Raw genomic sequence first — 19,448 nt, forward strand, 5'->3', positions numbered from 1 at the left:
CGATGGACGGCCGCGGGCGCTGGATCGATAATCGGATGATCGAGCGCTTCTGGCGATCCCTGAAATACGAGTGCGTCTACCTGAACGCCTTCGAGACCGGCTCTGAAGCCCGCGAGGGGATCGGCGCTTGGATCACCTACTACAACGAAAAACGCCCGCACTCATCCCACGGGCTGCTGACGCCGCGCGAGGCATATGATAGTCGGGCCCCGAGCATGAAAGCCGCCGCCTGAAATGAAACCAATGCTATAGCTTAGTCCGGCGGCAAACTGGTCGAAAATTCAGGACCACCTCTCACAACACAGATCGTCATGCCGGCATTCCAGCCTGATCCAAGGAACATGGTCGAAACGTCTCGGACCGGCGTCAGCGGCAAGCCTTCGGGACAGGCTGTTCAGGCGTACAGGAATGCTCTCTCCCTGCCCAACTCTGCCGGTAGCGCAGGCTGAGTGGCCCCTTCGCGACGCGCAGCAAGGCTCGCGCGGGTCGCTTGGGAGCGGAAATTGCTCCACCCCAAGGACAGTCTCCAGTCCAGCCCGGCTTGAACGTATCTGCCTTGCGGCCTTGTGCACTTGACCGCATGGGAAACTTGCTGCCCGATCGCCATCCGAACCGGACTTCTTCATCCTCGATGTGTCCGATGCAGCCCCGAAGGATGACATGGTGAAGGCGCTTCGCTTAATTCACTGGGGACGGTGCGCTGAGCATCAAGAGCAGCCACCGCTTCAGCATACCCGGTACGACGCCACCGCTGGAATACGGGCAACCACACTGGCTTCAAGACGAATAGCCCCATTCGATATAGCCCAAGGATCCAGCTGCGCCAGCCGGTTTGGCGTGCGCGGTGTAGTGTCACATAGTCCAGCGCCGCGTGATAAAACGCTTCGTCGGAAATCTGGCCAAAAATTTTCTTGCGGTCAGCCTGCAGTGCCGAGCAAGCCTCTCTCGGGTGTCCCAGATCCTCTTCGGCCATGCACATCGCGCGTCCCAGATCGCCGTGCGTATGGGCCCGGGCTCCCACCGAGATCAGGACCAGATGCGCCGAGATCGGCGACTGAATGGTCTGGCGCCTGGCCATCTGGTGGTACCTGTGCCAATGCGCTGCGATATTTTCCAGAGGGTGATCCATTCGCTCAAGCACCTGGTCACGGTAGAGCTGTAGGAAATGGCAAATCACCCGATAGGCATACTCGCTGTCATCTCTTCGAGACAAGCGTGCAAGCCAGCAGCGCGTCGTGGATAGATACAACTCGGCAAACAGGTGGTGAATATGGTGCGGGTGAGAAGGGCCTGCCGCAATCAACGCCTCGGTGATCGCGTATAATTCTCGTTCGATGCCTTCGGCCTTGGCCCGCCAGTGGTTCAAATCCCCGTTTCTGGCGTGGGAGACACTCATCGATTGGTCTTCCGCTGGGCACGGAGATCGGACACGAATACAGACCCGCCTCGTGTCTTGCCTTCTGTACGCACCGCCGAAGCCAGACCGAACGCCATAGCCGGAATGAGGGTGCACAACGCAATCCAGGCGACCGCAACGAAGATCTCCTGAGCAGGTTCTCCGGACCCGCCGAATGCGGCCTGTGACTGGCCGTATCCGGTGAAGGGATTTAGCAAGTATTCACCGGCAAACGCCGCATAGGCGATCGGGATCGACAGCCAATAGGCTCTGTCCTGCGACAGCCCATGCATGCTCGGGCTCGTCCGTCGCCGGAGCTGCAGCGCAAAGCATTGAAACATCACCCAGGTGACCAGGAACCAACCAGCGTAGTTCGTCATTGGTACCCCGTGGTGCGGCCCGCCATCAATCCAGACCCAGCGGCCTTCGACAGTCGCGCGCAGCGGGTCCATTGACAGGTCCCACAACACCATCAGGAATGCTGCAAGAAACGGAGCTCGACTGGCTGTCTTGGACGTCAGTTCCACTGTCCGCCCGTCCAGCAGCAAGGTCGCCAGCGACCACGAAGCGTAGCCCATTACAAGATAGGCCGGCAGAACGAAAATCGGCACATGCCCGATGAATGGCGCCATCAGGTCGGTGTAGTGATAGCGGCCAAAGGGAAAGCCGGTGAGAACGCTGAGGGATTCGAACAACCAGCCGACCGAAAATACGGTAACCACAAAACGAAGCATCATCGGCGCGCCGTAGCGCAACACACCGTGCCGGACGACATATGCCAGCAACGCCGAGGCAACGACGGCCGGCGACAGCAATTTCACCAGTCCGCCGGGCGCGCCGGTGGCGTAGAGGGCGTTCCCAACCCAGGCCAGGATGGTGAGCGACAGCAGCCAGGCCGTACGTCGGCGCAGCCCTGTCCTGCGCGTCATGGTTGCCCCGGAATTCTGCGGAACTTGATGGCAAGCGTCTGCCGTGCGCTTGCCGTGTCACCGGGCTGCAACCAGTGTAAAATCCAGAATTGACCATCAGCCAGCACCTCGATCCGAAACCGTGACTGAAACTCCGCGGCGTGAAGCGTAACAGGAGCGCGTGACACAAGCTCCATGCGCATTGGCGTTACAGTCCCGGCATACTGGATCGTTTCCGCCAACCCATTGGCACGTACCGCGGCGCGAACCTGACTGTCACTATCGAGGACGGCACGAAGGGCAAATTCCGACCGGCCGGAGGGGACTGCGCAGAGCCCCTCAATATCCAGAACCGCCTTATCCGGGCTTTGCTTGACCTCAACCTTGCATCGGCCGTTTTGAGGCGTGCCCTCGTATCGCGTTGCGACAGCACCCGTGCCGGTCCAAGCTCCCGCCAACCCATCGGTAAGTGACACGGCCCACGCTGGAACGGCGGCAAGGACACTGAGTAACAGCATCGCGATACTGACCCGGCGAAAGCCTGGCAGCATCATGGGGCAAATCTCCGCAGCATCGCCGGCAAGACCAGCAGGTCCGAAACAAGCGCGAGAAATAGAGCGAATATCGCGAGCATTCCAAATTGTGCCACAGTTGGAAGCGTTGCGGCAAGTGTGCCGCAAAGCCCTGCCGACAGGACAATGGTCGTGACAACCAGCGCAGGCGTCACATGCTGCATAGCCGTTTCGATGCTGTCACCGGGCGATTGCGGCTCGCGTGACGCCAGTCTCAGCCGGTTCAAGACGTGGATCGTGTCGTCAACCGAAATCCCGAATGCCAGAGTAAGGGATATCCCCGCCGCAAACGTCACGCCGTGTCCGCTCAAACCCAGAGCCGCGCCCGCGATGGCCACCGGCAGCACGTTTGGCACAAGCGCCACAAGGCCCAGCCTTACGCTGCGCAGCCAGACGGCGATGATCAGACCCGAGGTCGCGATTGCGAGCAGCAGGCTCAGGCTCAATGACCGGATCATCGTTTCGCTGACAAAGGCCGACATTACATGCGGTCCGGTTGCGCGTCCGACGCGGTCCCTGAGGTCAGGCGGCAACGTTTCGACAAGCTGCCCCTCGATGGCCGAGACCAGCGCGCGGGTTTCCTCCGCACCCCCATAGTCGAAAGGGATCGACACCAGCATACGACCAGATCGTGCCCCGGTCAGAACTTCCCGCATCTGAGGACTCAAGACGCCGATGGCTTGATCAATCGACATCCCCGACGCGGCCGCGGCGTCCGCAAACGCGGCCACCGAAACCGCGTTTTCCGCTTGGGGCTTCGGCAGCGCGGCTAGCGTGGCCCGCGCTGTGACGACTGGACTATCGCGCCCGACATGCACGGGAATCTGTATCACTGCCGTCGCCCCGAAATCAGCCTCGATCTGCTTCAGGGTCGTGAGAACGGAATCGGATTGCCGCAGGTTTTCGTTCAACGAAAAGCGCGGCGCCGCCATAAAATACAATCCGGACGCCAGCACTGCGGTGCAAATCGCAATGGTCGAAACTGCGCGTGGAGCCGACAGTCCGGCAATCGGTAGAAACTGCCAGTTGAACAGCCTCGGGGTAACAGTTCGTTGCGGCGGATAAACCCGCTCAGGAGCAACAAATCTCAAAAGGGTCGTGCCAACCAGCCCATGGGCTGCAAGCACACCCAGCGCGGCCGCGATTACGGCCAGCGCCCCACCCTTGCCGACATCGGCCAGCAAAGGAGATCCCGATACGCTGAGAGACACAAAGGCAATGGCCGTCGTCAGAGACGTCAGCACGGCCGCCGGTCCGATCCGCCGAAGGGCGGACCACACCGGACTTCGCACTCTACTGAGCGTGAGTGTACGCTGCTCCAGTCCGATATGCACAGCATCCGAAAACGCCAAAGCCAGAACCAGCACCGGCAACGCGATCGAAATCACGTTTATCTCGATCCCCATCCACCCCAGCGCCCCCATGGCCCACAGCACAGCCGTTCCGGCGGAAAGCAGCGTGATCAGGGCGAGCCAGACGCTGTTCATCGCAAAGACCGCCACGATTGTGCCTAGGACGGCGCCAGTGACGTTTAGAAACAGGAAGTCCTGCATCAGCAGAACACGGGAACGCTCAAGGATGACCTGCAGGCCGCTGAGGCCAAAGGAGAGCTCCGATGCGGTCAAATACTGTTCGGCAAGGTGCCGGATGGCATCGATCTCCCCGGCCCCGCGCACTCCAAGAACAGTGATCAACGCTGCCTTGCGGTCGGCTCTCACAAAACGTGCCAGCAAGGGCTGAGCGGTCAGCGCGCGAGCCCACGCCACATCGGCTGGTCCCTCGACCGAAGCGAGGGTCACAGTTCCGCCCTGCGTGTCAGGAACAGCGAACGAGAAAGGCGACAGTACCGTCCAGGCCGGTTCGGCCAGTTGCAATTCGATCAGGAACTGTTCCACCGCGACCCTAGCGCCGGGTGAAGCAAGGTCCTGGGTCGCGACACGGATCAGCAATTCGTCAGTATCGCCGAAATCTTCGGCAAGGGCCGCATAATCCGAGTACCGGTCTGCATCGCTTTGAAATACGCGATCGAGGCCATGCCCGAATTCAAGCCGCTTCAGGCCTTGAAACGCCAAGCCATCGATCGCAAGAAGAACGATCCAGGCCAACATGAGCCCAGCCCAACGGATGCAATTCAGATGATCTACGCGCAGCTGCATGTTTCACAGAGCGTCTGATACTCGGCCTGAGAAGGCAACTCTCTCCCGCTCGTACACAACCAGCGGTTCCGTGCTCCGCAATCGTTGTCTATTGCAACACCGGATGGGCGCATACCCGGCTCACGGGCGAGTACAGGTGGCGAAAACTGCGCCACCGAACCCTTGGCGTACTATTCCGCCCCCAGCCTTAGGCGTCCCCTAGCTACGCAGATCTCGGACACTCACGCCGGTAGCGCAGGCTGAGTGACCCCTTCGCGACGCGCAGCAAGGCTCGCGCGGGTCGCTTGGCAGCGAAAAATTTCTCCAACCCAAGGACAGTCTCCAGTCCAGCCCGGCTTAAATTTTGGGGGTGTTCGCAAACCGTGTCGGTCGGCTGTGCGGACTTTACCGCCGTTCGGCGCTGTGATGCCGACGAGCGCAATAGCCAAAGCCGAATGCGCGTTGCGAAAGCCGCAAGTGTCAGGCCGCTTCGATCTCCGGCACCTGCACATTGGCGTTCTTGAGTTGTCGCGCCATGATTTCCGTGAAGGGCAAGGTCGGGTTCGCTTCGGCAAGCATGCCCACCTTCATCCAGAATTCGGCCTGCGCGTTGATCGAACGGCACATGACCGAACTGGACTTGCGCAACTCCTCATGCAGGTCGTCCCCAATTTTCACGATGCCCATCGACGCATCTCCTGTTCGGATATATAGAACATATACGAATCGTATATACCCATGTTCCGGCCACGGTCAATCCGATCCGGTTGCCACAACGCAGAGGACGCATGATGGACAGCTATATCAACGTGCCCGTCGCACCAAAGGCGCATCCGGCCCGCCGAACTGAAGCAATCAAGCTCTACGGGCCGGATGCGTTCGAGGGGATGCGCCGCGCGGGCACCTTGACCGCAAAATGTCTGGACGGCGTGTCCGATCTTGTTCGCGACGGCACCGCCCTGGCGCAGATCGATGCCTTCGTTCGCGACTTCGCGGCTGCCCATGAGGCAGCGCCCGCGACACTGGGCTATCAGGGCTATCAATACGCCTGCTGCACCTCGGTCAACCATGTGGTGTGTCATGGCTTCCCGAACGAGAAGAAGTTGCGTGACGGCGATATCGTCAATGTCGACGTCACGCTGATCCATAACGGGTGGTATGGCGATTCAAGTCGGATGTATGTGGCCGGGACACCGAAACGCGCAGCTGAGCGCCTTATCCAGATCGCGCATGAGGCGATGATGCGCGGGATCTCGGCTGTGCGACCGGGTGCGCGCTTGGGGGATATCGGTCACGCGATTCAGACATATGCACATTCCGAACGCTGTTCCGTGGTCCGAGACTTCTGCGGTCACGGCATAGGCCAGGTCTTTCACGATTCGCCAAACATCCTGAATTTCGGTCAAGCAGGCTCAGGCCCGGAACTGCGGGAGGGCATGATCTTCACCGTCGAGCCGATGATCAACCTGGGACGCGCCGACGTGAAGATGCTTGCAGACGACTGGACAGCAGTGACGCGGGACAAGTCCCTTTCGGCGCAGTTCGAGCACTCGATCGGCGTGACATCGGACGGTTTCGAGATCTTCACCCTCTCGCCCACGGGACGTCATGCGCCCGGGGTCACGCTTCAAACCGTGCCTGCATAGCGGACCTTCGACGCTACTGCGGCACTCGGTCCAATCCGGGGCTCTGAGCGCACATTTGCCTGCCATGGCGGCGCGTCATGAGACTCCAATGACGTCCACCGGTCGCAGCCCTGCCAGCCAGCCTATATGCCGCGCGCGGTGAGCCGGGCCCTACCGCCACACCGCGCGGTGTCCGAGTGCGCAGCGGCGTGTCACAAGCCGCTAACGTCGGTCCAGTTGCCGTTCTTCCGGATGATCTCGATGATCTGTTGATACTGGCTGCCTTCCCGGAAGGTCGGGTAAGGCTCGACACTCTCGCCGGCGATGTCCTTCACGAAGAGCCGCGCGAGGTAGTGCCAGCACTGCTCGGTCTCGCCTTTCACGTCCGGAACCTGGGCCTCGATATCGGCCGGCAGGGCCTGCTCACGCCACTCCTGGCCATCGTTGAGATAGAGTGCGCCGCTGCCGTAATGCCCCTTGATGTAGATCGCGCCCTCGGTGCCGTAGACCACGATGTGATCCTCGTGGAACCGCGGCACCAGACCGCCGTGCTTGAACAGCACCGAAACCGGCTTGGCGGCCATCGGGCTCTCGAGCTGGGCCATCACGGTGTAGGACCATTCGACATTGCTCTCGCCCCACTTGAGCGAGGGATCGTCCAGATCCTTCGGAATGAAGCTTCGCCGCGTGGCGAAGTTGTGCACGCCCTCGACGATCGGCGCGCGCCCGAGGTCGTCGCGCACCTCGCCTGCGACGTTCAGGATCGTCTCGCCCACCAGCGTGCAGGCAATCGACAGGGTATGCGTGAAATTGTTGTTGAGCCGGCCGCCGCCGTCCTCCTTGCGATGTGACCAGCCGAAAGGGATGTCCCGCTCGAGGTTGAAATGCGAGATGCATTCGATCTCGGTCGGCTCACCAATGGCCCCCTCGGCCACCAGCCGCTTGGCATGCAGCACCCCCGGCGCATAGCGAAAGCTCGCGGCATAGGCGGTCTTCACGCCCTTTGCCTCGGCCAGTTCATTCAGTTCGACCGCCGTATCGGCGCGGTCGGTCATCGGCTTGTCGCAGAACACGTGACAGCCGGCGGCGATGGCCTGCTTGATCGGCTCGTAATGCGCGCCACCCGGCGTGGCGATCGACACAATATCCGGCTTGCAGTCGTCCAGCGCCTGCTGCCAGTCGGTGCCGGCATAGGGAATGCCCATTTTCTCGGCCACCTCCTTGACCACATGCGGGGTGCGGCCGACGATGCCGACCACTTCGGCCCCCGCACCGCGGAAGGCATCGGCGTGACCTTGCCCGGCAAAGCCGGTTCCGGAAATCAGGACTTTCAACATGGGATCCTACGTCTGATGGGAAAGATTGGCGCCCGGCGCGGAGCAACATCGCCCTGCGCCGGTGGTGGCCAGCCTGCAGGCTGACGCTCGTAAGGCGGCGGTCATGACCTCGCTGACACCATCGAAGCCGCAACCGGCGAGATCAGCGGGTCCGGCCTTTGCCCCACATGTCGATGTCGCTGCCGAGCTCCTGCTTGAGACGCTCGGACGCATCAGAGAGGCGCTTGAGCACCGACGCGTCGAGCTGGACGTCCAGCAATTTCTTCAGCCCCCGGCTTTGAGCGCCGTTCCGGGTGCCGACGATCACGCCGCCGACCGCGGGGCGGGACTTGAGCCAGCCGATGGCGAGTTCTTCCATCGAAAGGCCGGTCTCGCCGACCAGCGTCCAGAGCACGTCGAGCAGCTCTTGCCCGGCCTCCTCGGCGCCTTCTTCGTTGTGAACCGCCTCGGCCCATTTGCGGTGGTCGAACATCCGGGTGCGGGCGCGGTCGACGGGGAAGTCGTCAAGCGACTTGTACTTGCCGGCCAGGAGCCCCTGCATCAGCGAGGAATAGCACATGATCGGCACATCGGCCGCCTCGCACTTGGGCTGCACCTCGAACTCGATGGCGCGGAAGAACAGGTGGTAGGGCAGCTGATTGACGGAGATCTCGCCCAGGTCCGTGGCTGCGTCGATGTCTTGGCTGCCGAAGTTCGAGACGCCGTACCAGCGGATCTTGCCCGCCTCCTTCAGTTTCTTCAATGCGCCGATGCTGTCAGCCAGCGGCACGTCGCGGTTGGGCCAGTGCAACATGTAGAGGTCGATGTAGTCGGTCCCGAGGTTCTGGAGGCTGCGGTCGCAGGCCTCGATCACCTTCTCGGGGGCCAGGTTCTCGCGGCCGACCTTCGACGAGATCACGATCTCGTCCCGCTTGTCGCCGAGGGCCTTGTTCAGCAACTGTTCGGAATAGCCGGCGCCATACGCCTCGGCGGTGTCGAAGAAGTTGATGCCGACGTCGAAGGCGGCGCGCAGGGCCTCGATCGAGTCGGATTCCTCCTGCGCGCCAAAGGCGCCGGCGCCCCCCATGCAGCCATAGACGAGGGGAGTGGTTACGAGGTCGGTCTTGCCGAAGCGTTGTGTCACGGTCAGGTCTTTCATTCTGAGAGTCCTCCTTTTGGGTTTGGGTTCACCAGCTCCACAGCGTGCCGTCTTCCAGCCGGCTGACCGGCAGGTAGGAGCGCTTGTAGGGGTGTCTGGCGGCGGCCTCTTCGTCGAAGTCGACCCCGAGGCCGGGGCTGTCGCCGACATGGATCATGCCGTTTTCGAGCGTCAGGTCGTGCGAGAAGACCTCGGCCGAGGCCTCCGAGCCGAATCCGACGAATTCCTGGATGCCGAAATTGGGGGCCCAGATGCCCAGATGCGCCTGTGCGGCGTAGCATGCTGGCGAGAGATCCGGCGCGCCATGCGGCGCGATGCGGACGTGAAATAGCGCGGCGAAATCGGCGATGCGGCGCATCGCGGTGATGCCGCCGGCGTGGGTGGTGGCGCAGCGAATATAGTCAATCCACTGGTTCTGAATCATCTCCTTGCAGTCCCAGATGGTGTTGTAGATCTCGCCGATGGCCAGCGCTGTGGTGGTGTGGTCGCGGATCACCCGGTAGCTGTCCTGGTTCTCGGCGGCGACCGCGTCCTCGAGGAACAGCAGGTCGTAGGGCTCGAGCATCTTGCCGAGCCGCGCCGCTTCGATCGGGGTCAGGCGGCTGTGCACGTCATGGCAAAGCGCGACCTCGTCGCCCAGGCGGGCGCGGGCCTCGCGAAACAGCGCCTCGATCGAGTTCATGTACTTGCGCGTCGACCAGGGCTCTTCCGGGGGCAAGGGGCGGCTTGATTGCTGTTCGAAATAGTCCTTCTGGCCGCGCAGCACGCCATAGCTGGCGTCGAGCCCGGGCACCGCCGTCTGCAGACGGACGGCCGTGAACCCCTGCGCGATCAGCGCCTCGGCCTTGTCGAGCGTATCCGCGACCGTCTCGCCGGTGGCATGGGCATAGGTGGTCACGGCCTTGCGGCTCTTGCCGCCGAGCAGCTCATAGACCGGCAGGCCGGCGGCCTTGCCCTTGATATCCCACAGCGCCACGTCGACCCCGGCGATGGCGGCCATGTTGATCGGCCCCTTGCGCCAGTAGACGCCCTTGTAGAGGTACTGCCAGATATCCTCGATCTGATGCGCGTTGCGGCCGATCAGGCAGGGGGCAACGTGTTCGCGCAGGTAGGTGGCAACGGCCTGTTCGCGGCCGTTCACGGTGGCATCGCCGATGCCGTAGAGGCCGCTTTCGGTGACGATCTTCACGGTCACGAAATTGCGGCCGGGGCTCGAGACGATCACCCGGACGTCGGTGATGGTCAGGTCTTGTGTCTTGCTCATGGCGCATTTCCTTGGCCGCGCGGGTGCCACGGCCGTCTCGTTCTTGTAATCATGGGGTCAGGCGTAGATCTCGGCGATCAGCGCCTTGAGGTGGGCAAGGTCCTTAACGAGGAAGGGCAGCACGTCGTCGCCCATCCGTTGCCCGTGTTTGCCGGCCTGCTGGCTATATTCGGCAGGCATGCAGAAGGTGCCCGCGACCCCGGTGCGGTGCAGTTCCGTGACCAGCGCGCGCCAGTTGTAGCCGCCGTGGTCATGGGTCGTCCAATGCACCTGGTACTCGGCCTCGAGCTCGGGGCCGTTGGCGCGCAGGTGGCAGGCGCTCTTGAAGTTGACCAGCCCGTTCATGTGCGGCCGCGCGATATCCACCGCCATCGCCACCGGCTCGCCGTCGACGGCGCAATGGCCCATGTCGAGCACGGCGCAGACCTGTTTCGGGTCGTAGCCGTCCAGCAGATGCGCCAGTCCGACGGCGCTGCCGATCATGGTGCCGTAGTGGTTCTGCACGCCGATGGCGACGTTGTTGCGCTCCAGCGCCGGCAGCAGCGCATCGAAGCGGCGGCGGTAGTCGTCGACCGAGGCGCGGTAGCCCTTGTCCATGTCGATGGGCGCGCAGATGCGGATGATGCCGACACCGGCCGCGCCGCAGGCCGCGATGGTGGCCTCGTCGATCTCGCCGGCGATGCTGGGGGTCTTCAGCCCGTGATCCTCGAGCAGCCGGACCGCCTTGGGCAGATCGGTGGCGACGTTTTCCGGCACGACCTGGTAGCCCGGGCGCACCGCCAGTTCGACGCCCTCGAAGCCCATCCCGGCCAGCTTGTCTGCCAGTTCGGGCAGCGGATCGGTCCAGGGTTTGGTGAATACGGTGATCAGCGGTTTCGCCATCGGGTCACACGTCCTTTGAATACAGAGGGGGGGAGAAGGGGAAGGGCCTCAGCCCTTCAGCCCCGTGGTTGCGATGCCGTCGATCAGCTTGCGCTGGAAGATGAAGAACACGATGAACATCGGCACCAGTGACAGCAGCGACATGGCAAGCATCGCGCCCCAGGTGCTGGCCCCGCGCGAGGCCTGCAGCAGGCGGAGGCCCTGTGGCACCGTATAGTTCTCGATCGACGTCAGGTAGATCAGCGGCGTCAGGAAGTCTTCGTAGGTCCACAGGAAGGTGAAGACCGCCGTGGTCACCAGCGCCGGCGTCAGCAGCGGCAGGATGATCGAGAAGTAGATCCGGATCGGCCCCGCCCCGTCGATCGCCGCCGCCTCGTCCAGTTCGCGCGGGATGCCGCGGATGAACTGGATCATCAGAAAGACGAAGAAGGCCTCGACCGCCAGGAACTTGGGCGTGACAATCGGCAGGATGGTGTTGATCCAGCCCAGGTGGTTGAACAGGATGTACTGCGGGATCAGCGAGGCATGCATCGGCAGCATGATCGTCATCATCATCAGCGCGAACAGCGGCGCCTTGAAGCTGAAGTCGAGCCGAGCAAAGGCATAAGCCACGAAGGAGCACGACAGCACGTTGCCGATCACCGCGATGGTGGCGATGACAAAGCTGTTGGCGAAGAACACCTTGAAGGGCGCGGCCACCCCGGCCCAGCCGTGGGCGTAGTTCTGCCATTCGAAGTGCCGGGGAATGATGCTGGTGTCCGAGAAGATGATGTTCGACGGCTTCAGCGAACTCACCGCCAGCCAGACCAGCGGATAGAGCATGACCAGCGCGAACAGGATCAGGAAGCCATGCGTGATCAGCTTGGACCGTGCCTTGGACCTCGCGGTGGTCTGGTTGATGTCGGAGGTCATCTGGTGCGTCTCTGCGATGGTCATGTCGGTTACCCCTCGTCCCCGTAGTGGACCCAGTATTTCGCGCTCAGGAAGGACACCGTGGTGGCCAGGCCGATGATCGCCACCAGCACCCAGGCGATGGCCGAGGCATAGCCCATCTCGAAGTTGGTGAAGGCCTGCTCGTAGAGATAGAGCGTATAGAACAGCGTGGAATCCGCCGGGCCGCCGGTGCCGTCCGAGATGATGTAGGAGGGCGTGAAGGCCTGGAACGCGCCGATGGTCTGCATCACGAAGTTGAAGAAGATGATCGGCGTCAGCAGCGGCACGGTGACGTAGAAGAACTGCTGCACCGGGCGGGCGCCGTCGATCGCGGCGGCATCGTACATGTCCTGCGGGATCTGCTTGAGGCCGGCGAGGAAGATCACCATCGGCGCGCCGAACTGCCAGGCCGCCAGCAGCACCAGCGTGCCGAGCGCATAGTCGGGGTTGGTGATCCACGACGGGGCATCATAGCCGAACCAGCCCCAGAGAAACTGGTTGATGATACCGTCATAGGAGAAGATTTGCCGCCACATCAGCGCGACCGCGACGCTGCCGCCCAGAAGCGAAGGCAGGTAGAAGACCGACCGGTAGAACCCCAGGCCACGCAGCCCGCGATTGAGGATCAGCGCGATAAACAGCGCGAAGCCGAGTTTCAGCGGCACCGAGAACAGCACGTAGTACAGTGTCACCTTGAGCGAGGCGAGATAGCGCGGATCGTCTCCCAGCCGGGCGTAGTTCTCCAGCCCTGCCCAGGTCGGCGCGTTGAACAGGTCGTAATCGGTGAACGACAGGTACAATGAGCCCAGCATCGGCCCCAGTGTCAGCACGAGGAAGCCGACGATCCACGGCGACAGGAACAGGAAGGCCACGCCATTCTGTTTCTTCGAAAGGTTCTGTGTCTTGCTCATGGGGGCCATGCCTTTTCTTGAGCCAAAGGGTGCCCACCGCGCGCTGCGCGGCGTCGGTGTGGCGGGGCAGGCTGTGACGCCCGCCCCGACCGGGAGGATTTACGACTTGAGCGCTTTCAGCTTGCCGTCGATCTCGGCGGTCAGCGAATTACCGGCCTCGAGCGGGGTCATGTCGCCGAAGGCCACGGCTTCGTTGTGGCGACGGAAGATGCCGCCAAGACCACCGACGCCGGGACGCCGCGAAGGCGCGGGCTCTTCGCGCAGCATCCGCAGATACGCGACGATCTTCTTCTCGTTTTCCGTACCGGTCGAGCCGAACTTCTCGAGCCCTGCGGTCGAGGCCGGGATCATGCCGCTGCCGGTGTAGTAGAGATCGACGCCTTCGGGATCGAAGTGCATGAAGCGGATGATGTCGACGCAAAGGTCCTTGTTCTCGGCCTTGGTCCAGATGCCTGTCGAGTTGCCGGCGTAATCATAGTGGTGCTGCTTCATCTCACCGCCTTCGAAGCCGTTGGGCAGCATCATCAGCTCGAGCGGGCCATCCATCAGCGCGCCGATGCCGATGAAGCTGTCGGTGGTCTGCACCAGCATGGCCGAGCGTCCGCGCACGATGCCCAGCGAGGCCGAGTTGTCGCCGGCCTGGGCCTGAACGTCGGCGGGCGGGGCGCCGCCGGCCTGGCGCATGTCTTCCCAGTACTGGAACCACTTGGCCATGTCCTCGCCGTTGAAGCCGATGGTGTGCTCGGGCGTGAACAGCGCCTTGCCGCCGACCCGCAGGAAGATGTCGCAGGCCAGGTTGTTGCCGCCGCCGTCTTCAATGCCCCAGAAGCCACGGCCGTGCTCCTTGCCGAGCGCCACGGCGGTCTCGTGCAGCTTCTCCCAAGTGTAGAACTGGTCGGGAACGGCAACGCCGACCTCTTCGAACTTCGCCGGATTGAAGAAGATCGCGGTGGCGATGGCGTCATTGGGCATGGCGTACATTTCGCCATCGTAGGTGCAGGAGAAGACGCTGCCCTCCTGATAGTTCGACACGTCCAGCGGATCGGGGATCCACTTGGTCAGAGGCGTCAGCACGCCGCGCGCGGCGTATTCGGCCAGCAGGTCGACGTTGACGCTGAACATGTCGGGCGCGTTGCCGCCGGCGGCCTCGGTGGCGAGCTTGTCGGTGAAAGCGCGGTAGCTCGAGAACTCGGGGATGATCTCGACGTTCGGGTTCTTGGCCTCATAGGCCTTGAGCACCTTGAGCGTGGTGGCGAGTTGCTCTTCGGATTCGACGAAGCCGCTGAAGCGGATTTTGGTCTTGCCCTGTGCCAGCGCGCCGCCGGCGACGACGGTCATGGCAAAGCCGCCGATGGCGGCCGAGCCGGTCTTCAGGAAACTTCTGCGTGATTGCGATGCGGTCATGTCTTCCTCCCAAGATACCGATCAGATCGTGCGGCCGACGCTTCGATCTTGGCGATTCGAGGCGGCCCACGAGGTGACGATAGTAAAACGTTACACCGATGTCGAATAAAATTACTGGCTGGTAGATTGCGGCGCATGAGGTGCCCCCAAAGCGGTTGCAATTGGCTGTCGGGGTCGGGCGCGGCGGCGATCATGACGTTGAGAATACTGGTATATTAAGGGTTTTTGATCACCTTTGTCATTGAGACTGACCAAGGACCCGCCAACCATTTTTTCCGCCGCAGTGCCTAAAAAATTTTCTACTTGAGAATTTTTTCTGGCGTCTCAGTTTCAGTGCGGCGTATTGTATGTAACGTATTACCAACTGACTCGAGGCGCGGAACGCAGCTGCGCCCGATGGGGCGCGACCCGGTATGAAAAGCGTGGGAATGGACGATGGCAGGGATAAAGGATGTGGCGAAGAGGGCCGGTGTTTCGGTCAGCACAGTCTCGAATGTCATCAACGGGCGTCATGCCAAGATGGGCGCGCGCACCCTGCGACGGGTGCAGGAGGCGATCGACGACCTCAGCTACACCCCCAACGCGGTCGCGCGGCAGCTGAAATCCGGGCAGATCAAGACCCTCGGGCTGGTGGTGCCATCGGTCGCCAATCCGTTCTGGGGCAACGCATCTCAGCTGATCGAGAAAGCGGCGCTCAAACGTGGCTATCAGGTGCTGATCTGCAATGCCGAGCGGGAACCGGAGCTGGAGGCGACCTATTTCTCGTCGCTCTATGCCTCGTCGATCCGCGGCACCATCCTCGGGTCGTCGCCGGTGTCTTTCGATCACCTGAGAGAGCACGCGAGGAACGGCATGCACATCGGCGCCTTCGACCGGACGACCCAGGGCGCCGAAGGTGTGGTGACCTGTTCGGTGAGCGTTGATCAGTCACTTGGCGCGCGGCTCGCGACGCGTCATCTGATCGGTCTGGGGCACAGGCGGATCGGCTTCATCTCCGGCCCCATCGGCACCTCGAGCCGGACCGCCCGGCTGGAGGGCATGCGGCAGGAGTTGGAAAAGGCAGGCCTGACCCCGGATCCCGATCTGGTCTGGCTGGCGACCAATGCGACAGGCTTCGGCGACAGCCAGGCCGCCGAGCTTGGCCGCACGGGCATTCGCGAATTGCTGACTCTGGACGACCCGCCCACCGCGGTGTTCACCGTCAACGACATGTATGCCATCGGCGCCTGCTCGGGGGCGCGCGAGCTTGGTTTTCGGGTGCCAGAGGACCTGTCGGTCGTCGGCTTCGACGATATCATCATGGCCAAGGTGATGGAGCCGCCTCTGACCACGATCCGCCAACCGGTCGAGCAGATGGCCGAGCTCATCGTCAAAAAGCTGATCGCCACCCTGGAGGGAACCGAGACCACCGACGATGCGCATGTCGTGCTGCGCCCCGAGCTGATTGTGCGCAGCTCCACCGCCGCACCGCCGGCGCCAAACGCTCAGGAAAAGGATTGATTGAAATGACGCCTGACAAGGGCCTGACGGGCCGCAACATCCTGATCGCAGGAGCCACCAGCGGCATGGGCCGCGCCACCGCCAGAGACGCCGCGCGGGCCGGGGCCGGCCTCGTGCTTCTTGGCAGGGACCGGGTGCGGCTGGACGAGGTCGTGCACGAGGCGTCGGACCTTGGTGCCGGCAGCGTGCTCGGTATCCAGGCGGACGCGGCCGATGCGCCTGCGCTCTCCGAGGCGCTGCAGGGACACGCGGCGGCGCTGCGCGACATCGACACGCTGGTCAATTCGGTCGGCGTCAATATCGTCGACCGGGCCTTCGTCAATCTGACCGCCGACAGCTGGGCGTCGATGATCGCCACCAACCTCAATGCCGCCTTCAACCTCGCGAAGGTCATGGTGCCGGTGTTCCGCGCGCGCGGCGGAGGGCTGTTGATCAACATCTCCTCGACCGCGGCGCGCAAGCCCGACCCCTCGGGCGCCGCCTACCAAGCTACCAAGGCGGGCGTCATGGCGATGACCCATGCGATCATGGAGGAGGAATGGCAGCACGGCATCCGGGCCACGGTGATCCTTCCGGGCATGACCGAGACGCCGCTGCTGGAAAAACGGCCGACGCCCCCGACCGAGGAGATGCGGGCAAAAGCGCTTCAACCCGAAGACATCGCCGAGGCCTGCATGTTCGTGATGTGCCTGCCCGAGCGGGCACATGTCTCGGAACTGATGATTCAGCCGGCGAAACGGTGAATCCAATGACAACAGGTGACATAGAGATGAACAAACAGGTCAAACCGGAGTCCGGTTCCCGCCCGAGGGTCGCTGTCCTGATGCCCGAAGAAGTCCGTTCGCGGATCTTTCCCCGGCAGGTCGAGGATGCGCTGAGCGCCTTCGCGCAACCGGTTTTCGTCAGCGACGAAGACCTCGGTTCCGGAGCGTTTTCCTCTGCCCTGCAGGATGTGACGGCAGTCCTCACCGGATGGCTCAGCCCGAAGCTGTCGCATCTGCTTGCGCCGGAGGGGAACATAGAGTTTGTCTCGCATGCTGCCGGATCGGTGAAACTTCTAGACGTGGAGAAGGCGCTGATCGACGGCCATATCCGGGTCAGCCATTCGGCGCCGGAAATCGCCCTGGCCGTGGCCGAGTTCACCTTGGCGCAGATCCTTGCCCATCTGCGTCTGCACACCCGGCAGGATGCCGGGTTGCGCGGCACGATGGGCTGGGCCGAGATGCGCAAGGGCTATCTGGGTCAACTTCTTGCGGCACAGACCGTCGGGCTGGTCGGGCTGGGCTATGTCGGACGCCTCGTGCTCGACCGGTTGCGCCCGTTTGGCTGCAAGGTGGCGGTCTATGATCCGTTCATCAGCACGGAAGAGGCCGAGCGGCTGGGCGTGACGCTCATGGACCTCGACACGCTGTTCGCCAGCTGCCCGGTGGTCAGCCTGCACGCCGCGAACCTGCCCGCCACCGAAGGCATGATCACGCGCAGCCATCTGCAAGCGATGGTCGACGGTAGCCTGCTGGTCAACACCGCCCGGGCCGGGCTTTTGGAGACGGGCGCGCTGGTCGAGGAACTGCAAGAGGGGCGGATCTTTGCGGCCATCGACACCTTCGAAGTCGAACCATTGCCTGACGATGATCCGCTGCGGCAGATGCCGAATGTGTATCTCTCGCCGCATTGCGCCGGCCACACCCGCGAAAGCTATGTCCGACAGGGGCTTTCGGCAGTCGAAGAGGTGCGCCGATTCTTCGCCGGCGAGCCGCTGAACCAGGAAATTCGTCGCGAAAAGGCGGCCGCGCTCGCGTGAGGCGACGGCGTCCGGCGAAAACAGTCACAGGGAAAGGGGAGTAACATGGCCTCGGTAGAAATCACCGGTCTCAAGAAGAACTTCGGCGCGGTCGAGGTGATCCACGGCGTCGACCTGCAGATCGAGGACGGCGAATTCGTGGCGCTTGTCGGTCCGTCGGGCTGCGGCAAGTCGACCCTGCTGCGGATCATCTCGGGGCTCGAGCCCGCCTCGGGCGGCGAGGTCAGGATCGACGGCAATGTTGTCAATCACCTCAACCCGCGCGAACGCAATATCGCCATGGTGTTCCAGAACTATGCGCTCTACCCGCACATGAGCGTGGCCAAGAACATGGGGTTCAACCTGAAGCTCTCAGGGATGAAACGCGGTGACATCGACGTGAAGGTCTCGGAGGTCGCCAAGCTGCTGGAACTCGACAAGCTGCTTGATCGCAAGCCCGGGCAGCTGTCGGGAGGCCAGCGCCAGCGCGTGGCGATGGGCCGCGCCATCGTGCGCGATCCGGCGGCCTTCCTCTTTGACGAGCCGCTGTCGAACCTCGACGCCAAACTGCGCGTCCAGATGCGGTCGGAGATCAAGACGCTGCACCAGCGGGTGAAGACGACCTCGATCTACGTCACCCACGACCAGATCGAGGCGATGACGCTGGCAGACCGGGTGGTGATCCTCAACGGCGGCAATATCGAGCAGGTCGGGCGTCCGATCGACCTCTACAACAAGCCCGACAACCTGTTCGTGGCAGCTTTCATCGGCACCCCGTCGATGAACCTGATCGACGCAACCATCGTGAAGACCGACACCGGGCTGGCGGCGGAACTGGCCGGTGGGCAAATGGTTCCCGTCACCAGCAACCATCCGAATATCGTCGAACACGACAAGGTCGTCGTCGGCCTGCGGCCGGAGCATTTCACGGCTGATGCCTCCGGTGTGCCGTTGTCCGGATCGACCACCCTGGTGGAGCCAACGGGCGCGCAAACCCACATCACCTTTGAGTTGGGCGGGAAACCGGCGACCGCGGTGCTTGACGGAGGTGTCGACATCGAAGTGGGGCAGAAGCTCACCGTGTCGATCGACCCGGCGAAGGTCCATTTCTTCGACAAGGCAACCGGGAGCCGCAGGTAGTGCGGCAGAAAACGGCGGCGGATAGAGGGGTTCGCCTGGCTCGTTGATCTGTGCGATTGACTACAGCAGCATCCGATCGCCCCATGACAGCTGGTTGAGGACCGAGGTTTTGGGCTCGATCCTGCTGTCGCTTTGGACCGGCCTGTTGCCGCTCGCCCTCGCCGGATCACTGGTCGGCCTCTGGGCGGTGATTGCCGGCGATGTCTCGATGACCGCGATCCTCGCGACCGGCGCGGATCTCCTGAGCTTCAGCCTCGTGATCGCAACCGTTCGGGTATTTCGAGTGACGATCAAGGCCAGCTACGCGCAACCCGCCGCCCCGACCAATGTCACGCCATTCGCGCCCCGCCCTGTCGGGCCGGGCGCAGGCCTTCGTGTGCATCGCTGATCACCATCTGGGCGGATTCAACTGGTCGTCGCAACGGTTGGTTTATATCTCACCGCAGGACGTCGTCCAATGCCTCTGCAGGCGTTCTCCAGCCAAGCGTTTTGCGGGGTCTGCTGTTGAGTGTGTGTGCCACGG

Annotated in this window: 19 protein-coding genes; 7 read left to right on the top strand and 12 right to left on the bottom strand. The window is 62.7% G+C overall.

Annotated features, from left to right (window positions below):
- The coding region (locus VOI27_RS22515; RefSeq protein WP_323768808.1) for an integrase core domain-containing protein at window positions 1-233 on the top strand (233 nt) is incomplete at its 5' end.
- 389 nt (window positions 234-622) lie between these two features.
- On the opposite strand, the gene VOI27_RS22520 is transcribed toward VOI27_RS22515, so the two are convergent.
- From VOI27_RS22520 to VOI27_RS22540, 5 genes are all read right to left on the bottom strand, one after another.
- Window positions 623-1,396 carry a hypothetical protein gene (locus VOI27_RS22520; RefSeq protein ID WP_323768810.1) on the bottom strand — a complete coding sequence of 258 codons (774 nt, stop codon included), beginning with the start codon at window positions 1,394-1,396 and terminating at the stop codon, window positions 623-625.
- Window positions 1,393-2,325 carry a carotenoid biosynthesis protein gene (locus VOI27_RS22525; protein WP_323768812.1) on the bottom strand — a complete coding sequence of 311 codons (933 nt, stop codon included), beginning with the start codon at window positions 2,323-2,325 and terminating at the stop codon, window positions 1,393-1,395. Before VOI27_RS22525 ends, VOI27_RS22520 begins: the two co-directional genes overlap by 4 nt.
- On the bottom strand, window positions 2,322-2,858 hold the full coding sequence (locus VOI27_RS22530) for a hypothetical protein (protein WP_323768814.1): 537 nt from the start codon (window positions 2,856-2,858) through the stop codon (window positions 2,322-2,324). The genes VOI27_RS22525 and VOI27_RS22530 overlap by 4 nt, the downstream gene beginning before the upstream one ends.
- Complete coding sequence (locus VOI27_RS22535) at window positions 2,855-4,984, bottom strand: efflux RND transporter permease subunit (protein WP_323768816.1); 2,130 nt, start codon at window positions 4,982-4,984, stop codon at window positions 2,855-2,857. Before VOI27_RS22535 ends, VOI27_RS22530 begins: the two co-directional genes overlap by 4 nt.
- A 507-nt stretch (window positions 4,985-5,491) precedes the next feature.
- Window positions 5,492-5,698, bottom strand: coding sequence for a ParD-like family protein (locus VOI27_RS22540; RefSeq protein ID WP_323768818.1), 207 nt, complete (start codon window positions 5,696-5,698; stop codon window positions 5,492-5,494).
- Window positions 5,699-5,802: 104 nt separating this feature from the next.
- Here VOI27_RS22540 and map point away from each other — a divergent pair, with 104 nt between their 5' ends.
- Window positions 5,803-6,657 (top strand): type I methionyl aminopeptidase, encoded by an 855-nt coding sequence (gene map / locus VOI27_RS22545; protein WP_323768820.1) that lies wholly within the window; start codon window positions 5,803-5,805, stop codon window positions 6,655-6,657.
- 191 nt (window positions 6,658-6,848) lie between these two features.
- On the opposite strand, the gene VOI27_RS22550 is transcribed toward map, so the two are convergent.
- From VOI27_RS22550 to VOI27_RS22580, 7 genes are all read right to left on the bottom strand, one after another.
- Window positions 6,849-7,973, bottom strand: a complete 1,125-nt coding sequence (locus tag VOI27_RS22550; protein ID WP_323768822.1) for a Gfo/Idh/MocA family oxidoreductase — start codon at window positions 7,971-7,973, stop codon at window positions 6,849-6,851.
- Window positions 7,974-8,115: 142 nt separating this feature from the next.
- Window positions 8,116-9,111 (bottom strand): aldo/keto reductase, encoded by a 996-nt coding sequence (locus VOI27_RS22555; protein WP_323768824.1) that lies wholly within the window; start codon window positions 9,109-9,111, stop codon window positions 8,116-8,118.
- 28 nt (window positions 9,112-9,139) lie between these two features.
- Window positions 9,140-10,375 (bottom strand): D-mannonate dehydratase ManD, encoded by a 1,236-nt coding sequence (gene manD, locus VOI27_RS22560; protein ID WP_323768826.1) that lies wholly within the window; start codon window positions 10,373-10,375, stop codon window positions 9,140-9,142.
- A gap of 57 nt (window positions 10,376-10,432) precedes the next feature.
- Window positions 10,433-11,257: a sugar phosphate isomerase/epimerase family protein gene (locus VOI27_RS22565; protein ID WP_323768828.1), complete on the bottom strand. Its 825-nt coding sequence runs from the start codon at window positions 11,255-11,257 to the stop codon at window positions 10,433-10,435.
- A 48-nt stretch (window positions 11,258-11,305) separates the two neighbouring features.
- Window positions 11,306-12,193: a carbohydrate ABC transporter permease gene (locus tag VOI27_RS22570; RefSeq protein ID WP_323768830.1), complete on the bottom strand. Its 888-nt coding sequence runs from the start codon at window positions 12,191-12,193 to the stop codon at window positions 11,306-11,308.
- A gap of 5 nt (window positions 12,194-12,198) precedes the next feature.
- Entirely contained in the window at window positions 12,199-13,101 is a 903-nt protein-coding gene (locus VOI27_RS22575; RefSeq protein WP_323768832.1) for a sugar ABC transporter permease, read from the bottom strand.
- Between the two features lie 99 nt (window positions 13,102-13,200).
- Window positions 13,201-14,505, bottom strand: coding sequence for an ABC transporter substrate-binding protein (locus VOI27_RS22580; RefSeq protein WP_074840438.1), 1,305 nt, complete (start codon window positions 14,503-14,505; stop codon window positions 13,201-13,203).
- 453 nt (window positions 14,506-14,958) lie between these two features.
- Between VOI27_RS22580 and VOI27_RS22585 the strand changes: the two genes are divergently transcribed.
- The 5 genes from VOI27_RS22585 to VOI27_RS22605 all read left to right on the top strand — a co-directional run bounded on the left by VOI27_RS22585 (window position 14,959) and on the right by VOI27_RS22605 (window position 19,313).
- On the top strand, window positions 14,959-16,005 hold the full coding sequence (locus tag VOI27_RS22585) for a LacI family DNA-binding transcriptional regulator (RefSeq protein ID WP_211569040.1): 1,047 nt from the start codon (window positions 14,959-14,961) through the stop codon (window positions 16,003-16,005).
- 5 nt (window positions 16,006-16,010) lie between these two features.
- Window positions 16,011-16,748 carry an SDR family oxidoreductase gene (locus VOI27_RS22590; RefSeq protein WP_323768834.1) on the top strand — a complete coding sequence of 246 codons (738 nt, stop codon included), beginning with the start codon at window positions 16,011-16,013 and terminating at the stop codon, window positions 16,746-16,748.
- An 80-nt stretch (window positions 16,749-16,828) separates the two neighbouring features.
- The gene (locus tag VOI27_RS22595; RefSeq protein ID WP_323768836.1) at window positions 16,829-17,806 is read left to right on the top strand and encodes a hydroxyacid dehydrogenase; all 978 of its coding nucleotides are present in this window, start codon (window positions 16,829-16,831) and stop codon (window positions 17,804-17,806) included.
- 45 nt (window positions 17,807-17,851) lie between these two features.
- Window positions 17,852-18,925, top strand: coding sequence for a sn-glycerol-3-phosphate ABC transporter ATP-binding protein UgpC (locus VOI27_RS22600; RefSeq protein WP_323768838.1), 1,074 nt, complete (start codon window positions 17,852-17,854; stop codon window positions 18,923-18,925).
- Window positions 18,926-19,034: 109 nt separating this feature from the next.
- Window positions 19,035-19,313 carry a hypothetical protein gene (locus VOI27_RS22605; protein WP_323768840.1) on the top strand — a complete coding sequence of 93 codons (279 nt, stop codon included), beginning with the start codon at window positions 19,035-19,037 and terminating at the stop codon, window positions 19,311-19,313.
- The last annotated feature ends 135 nt before the right edge of the window (window positions 19,314-19,448 follow it).

The sequence above is a fragment of the Marinovum sp. genome, from assembly GCF_034669705.1.
GTDB lineage: Bacteria > Pseudomonadota > Alphaproteobacteria > Rhodobacterales > Rhodobacteraceae > Marinovum.

What these genes read in the sequence shown, in the direction of transcription:
- VOI27_RS22520 (WP_323768810.1), bottom strand. Translation starts at nt 1,396, where the DNA reads ATGAGTGTCTCCCACGCCAGAAACGGGGATTTGAACCACTGGCGGGCC.
- VOI27_RS22525 (WP_323768812.1), bottom strand. Translation starts at nt 2,325, where the DNA reads ATGACGCGCAGGACAGGGCTGCGCCGACGTACGGCCTGGCTGCTGTCG.
- VOI27_RS22530 (WP_323768814.1), bottom strand. Translation starts at nt 2,858, where the DNA reads ATGATGCTGCCAGGCTTTCGCCGGGTCAGTATCGCGATGCTGTTACTC.
- VOI27_RS22535 (WP_323768816.1), bottom strand. Translation starts at nt 4,984, where the DNA reads ATGTTGGCCTGGATCGTTCTTCTTGCGATCGATGGCTTGGCGTTTCAA.
- VOI27_RS22540 (WP_323768818.1), bottom strand. Translation starts at nt 5,698, where the DNA reads ATGGGCATCGTGAAAATTGGGGACGACCTGCATGAGGAGTTGCGCAAG.
- map (WP_323768820.1), top strand. Translation starts at nt 5,803, where the DNA reads ATGGACAGCTATATCAACGTGCCCGTCGCACCAAAGGCGCATCCGGCC.
- VOI27_RS22550 (WP_323768822.1), bottom strand. Translation starts at nt 7,973, where the DNA reads ATGTTGAAAGTCCTGATTTCCGGAACCGGCTTTGCCGGGCAAGGTCAC.
- VOI27_RS22555 (WP_323768824.1), bottom strand. Translation starts at nt 9,111, where the DNA reads ATGAAAGACCTGACCGTGACACAACGCTTCGGCAAGACCGACCTCGTA.
- manD (WP_323768826.1), bottom strand. Translation starts at nt 10,375, where the DNA reads ATGAGCAAGACACAAGACCTGACCATCACCGACGTCCGGGTGATCGTC.
- VOI27_RS22565 (WP_323768828.1), bottom strand. Translation starts at nt 11,257, where the DNA reads ATGGCGAAACCGCTGATCACCGTATTCACCAAACCCTGGACCGATCCG.
- VOI27_RS22570 (WP_323768830.1), bottom strand. Translation starts at nt 12,193, where the DNA reads ATGACCATCGCAGAGACGCACCAGATGACCTCCGACATCAACCAGACC.
- VOI27_RS22575 (WP_323768832.1), bottom strand. Translation starts at nt 13,101, where the DNA reads ATGAGCAAGACACAGAACCTTTCGAAGAAACAGAATGGCGTGGCCTTC.
- VOI27_RS22580 (WP_074840438.1), bottom strand. Translation starts at nt 14,505, where the DNA reads ATGACCGCATCGCAATCACGCAGAAGTTTCCTGAAGACCGGCTCGGCC.
- VOI27_RS22590 (WP_323768834.1), top strand. Translation starts at nt 16,011, where the DNA reads ATGACGCCTGACAAGGGCCTGACGGGCCGCAACATCCTGATCGCAGGA.
- VOI27_RS22595 (WP_323768836.1), top strand. Translation starts at nt 16,829, where the DNA reads ATGCCCGAAGAAGTCCGTTCGCGGATCTTTCCCCGGCAGGTCGAGGAT.
- VOI27_RS22600 (WP_323768838.1), top strand. Translation starts at nt 17,852, where the DNA reads ATGGCCTCGGTAGAAATCACCGGTCTCAAGAAGAACTTCGGCGCGGTC.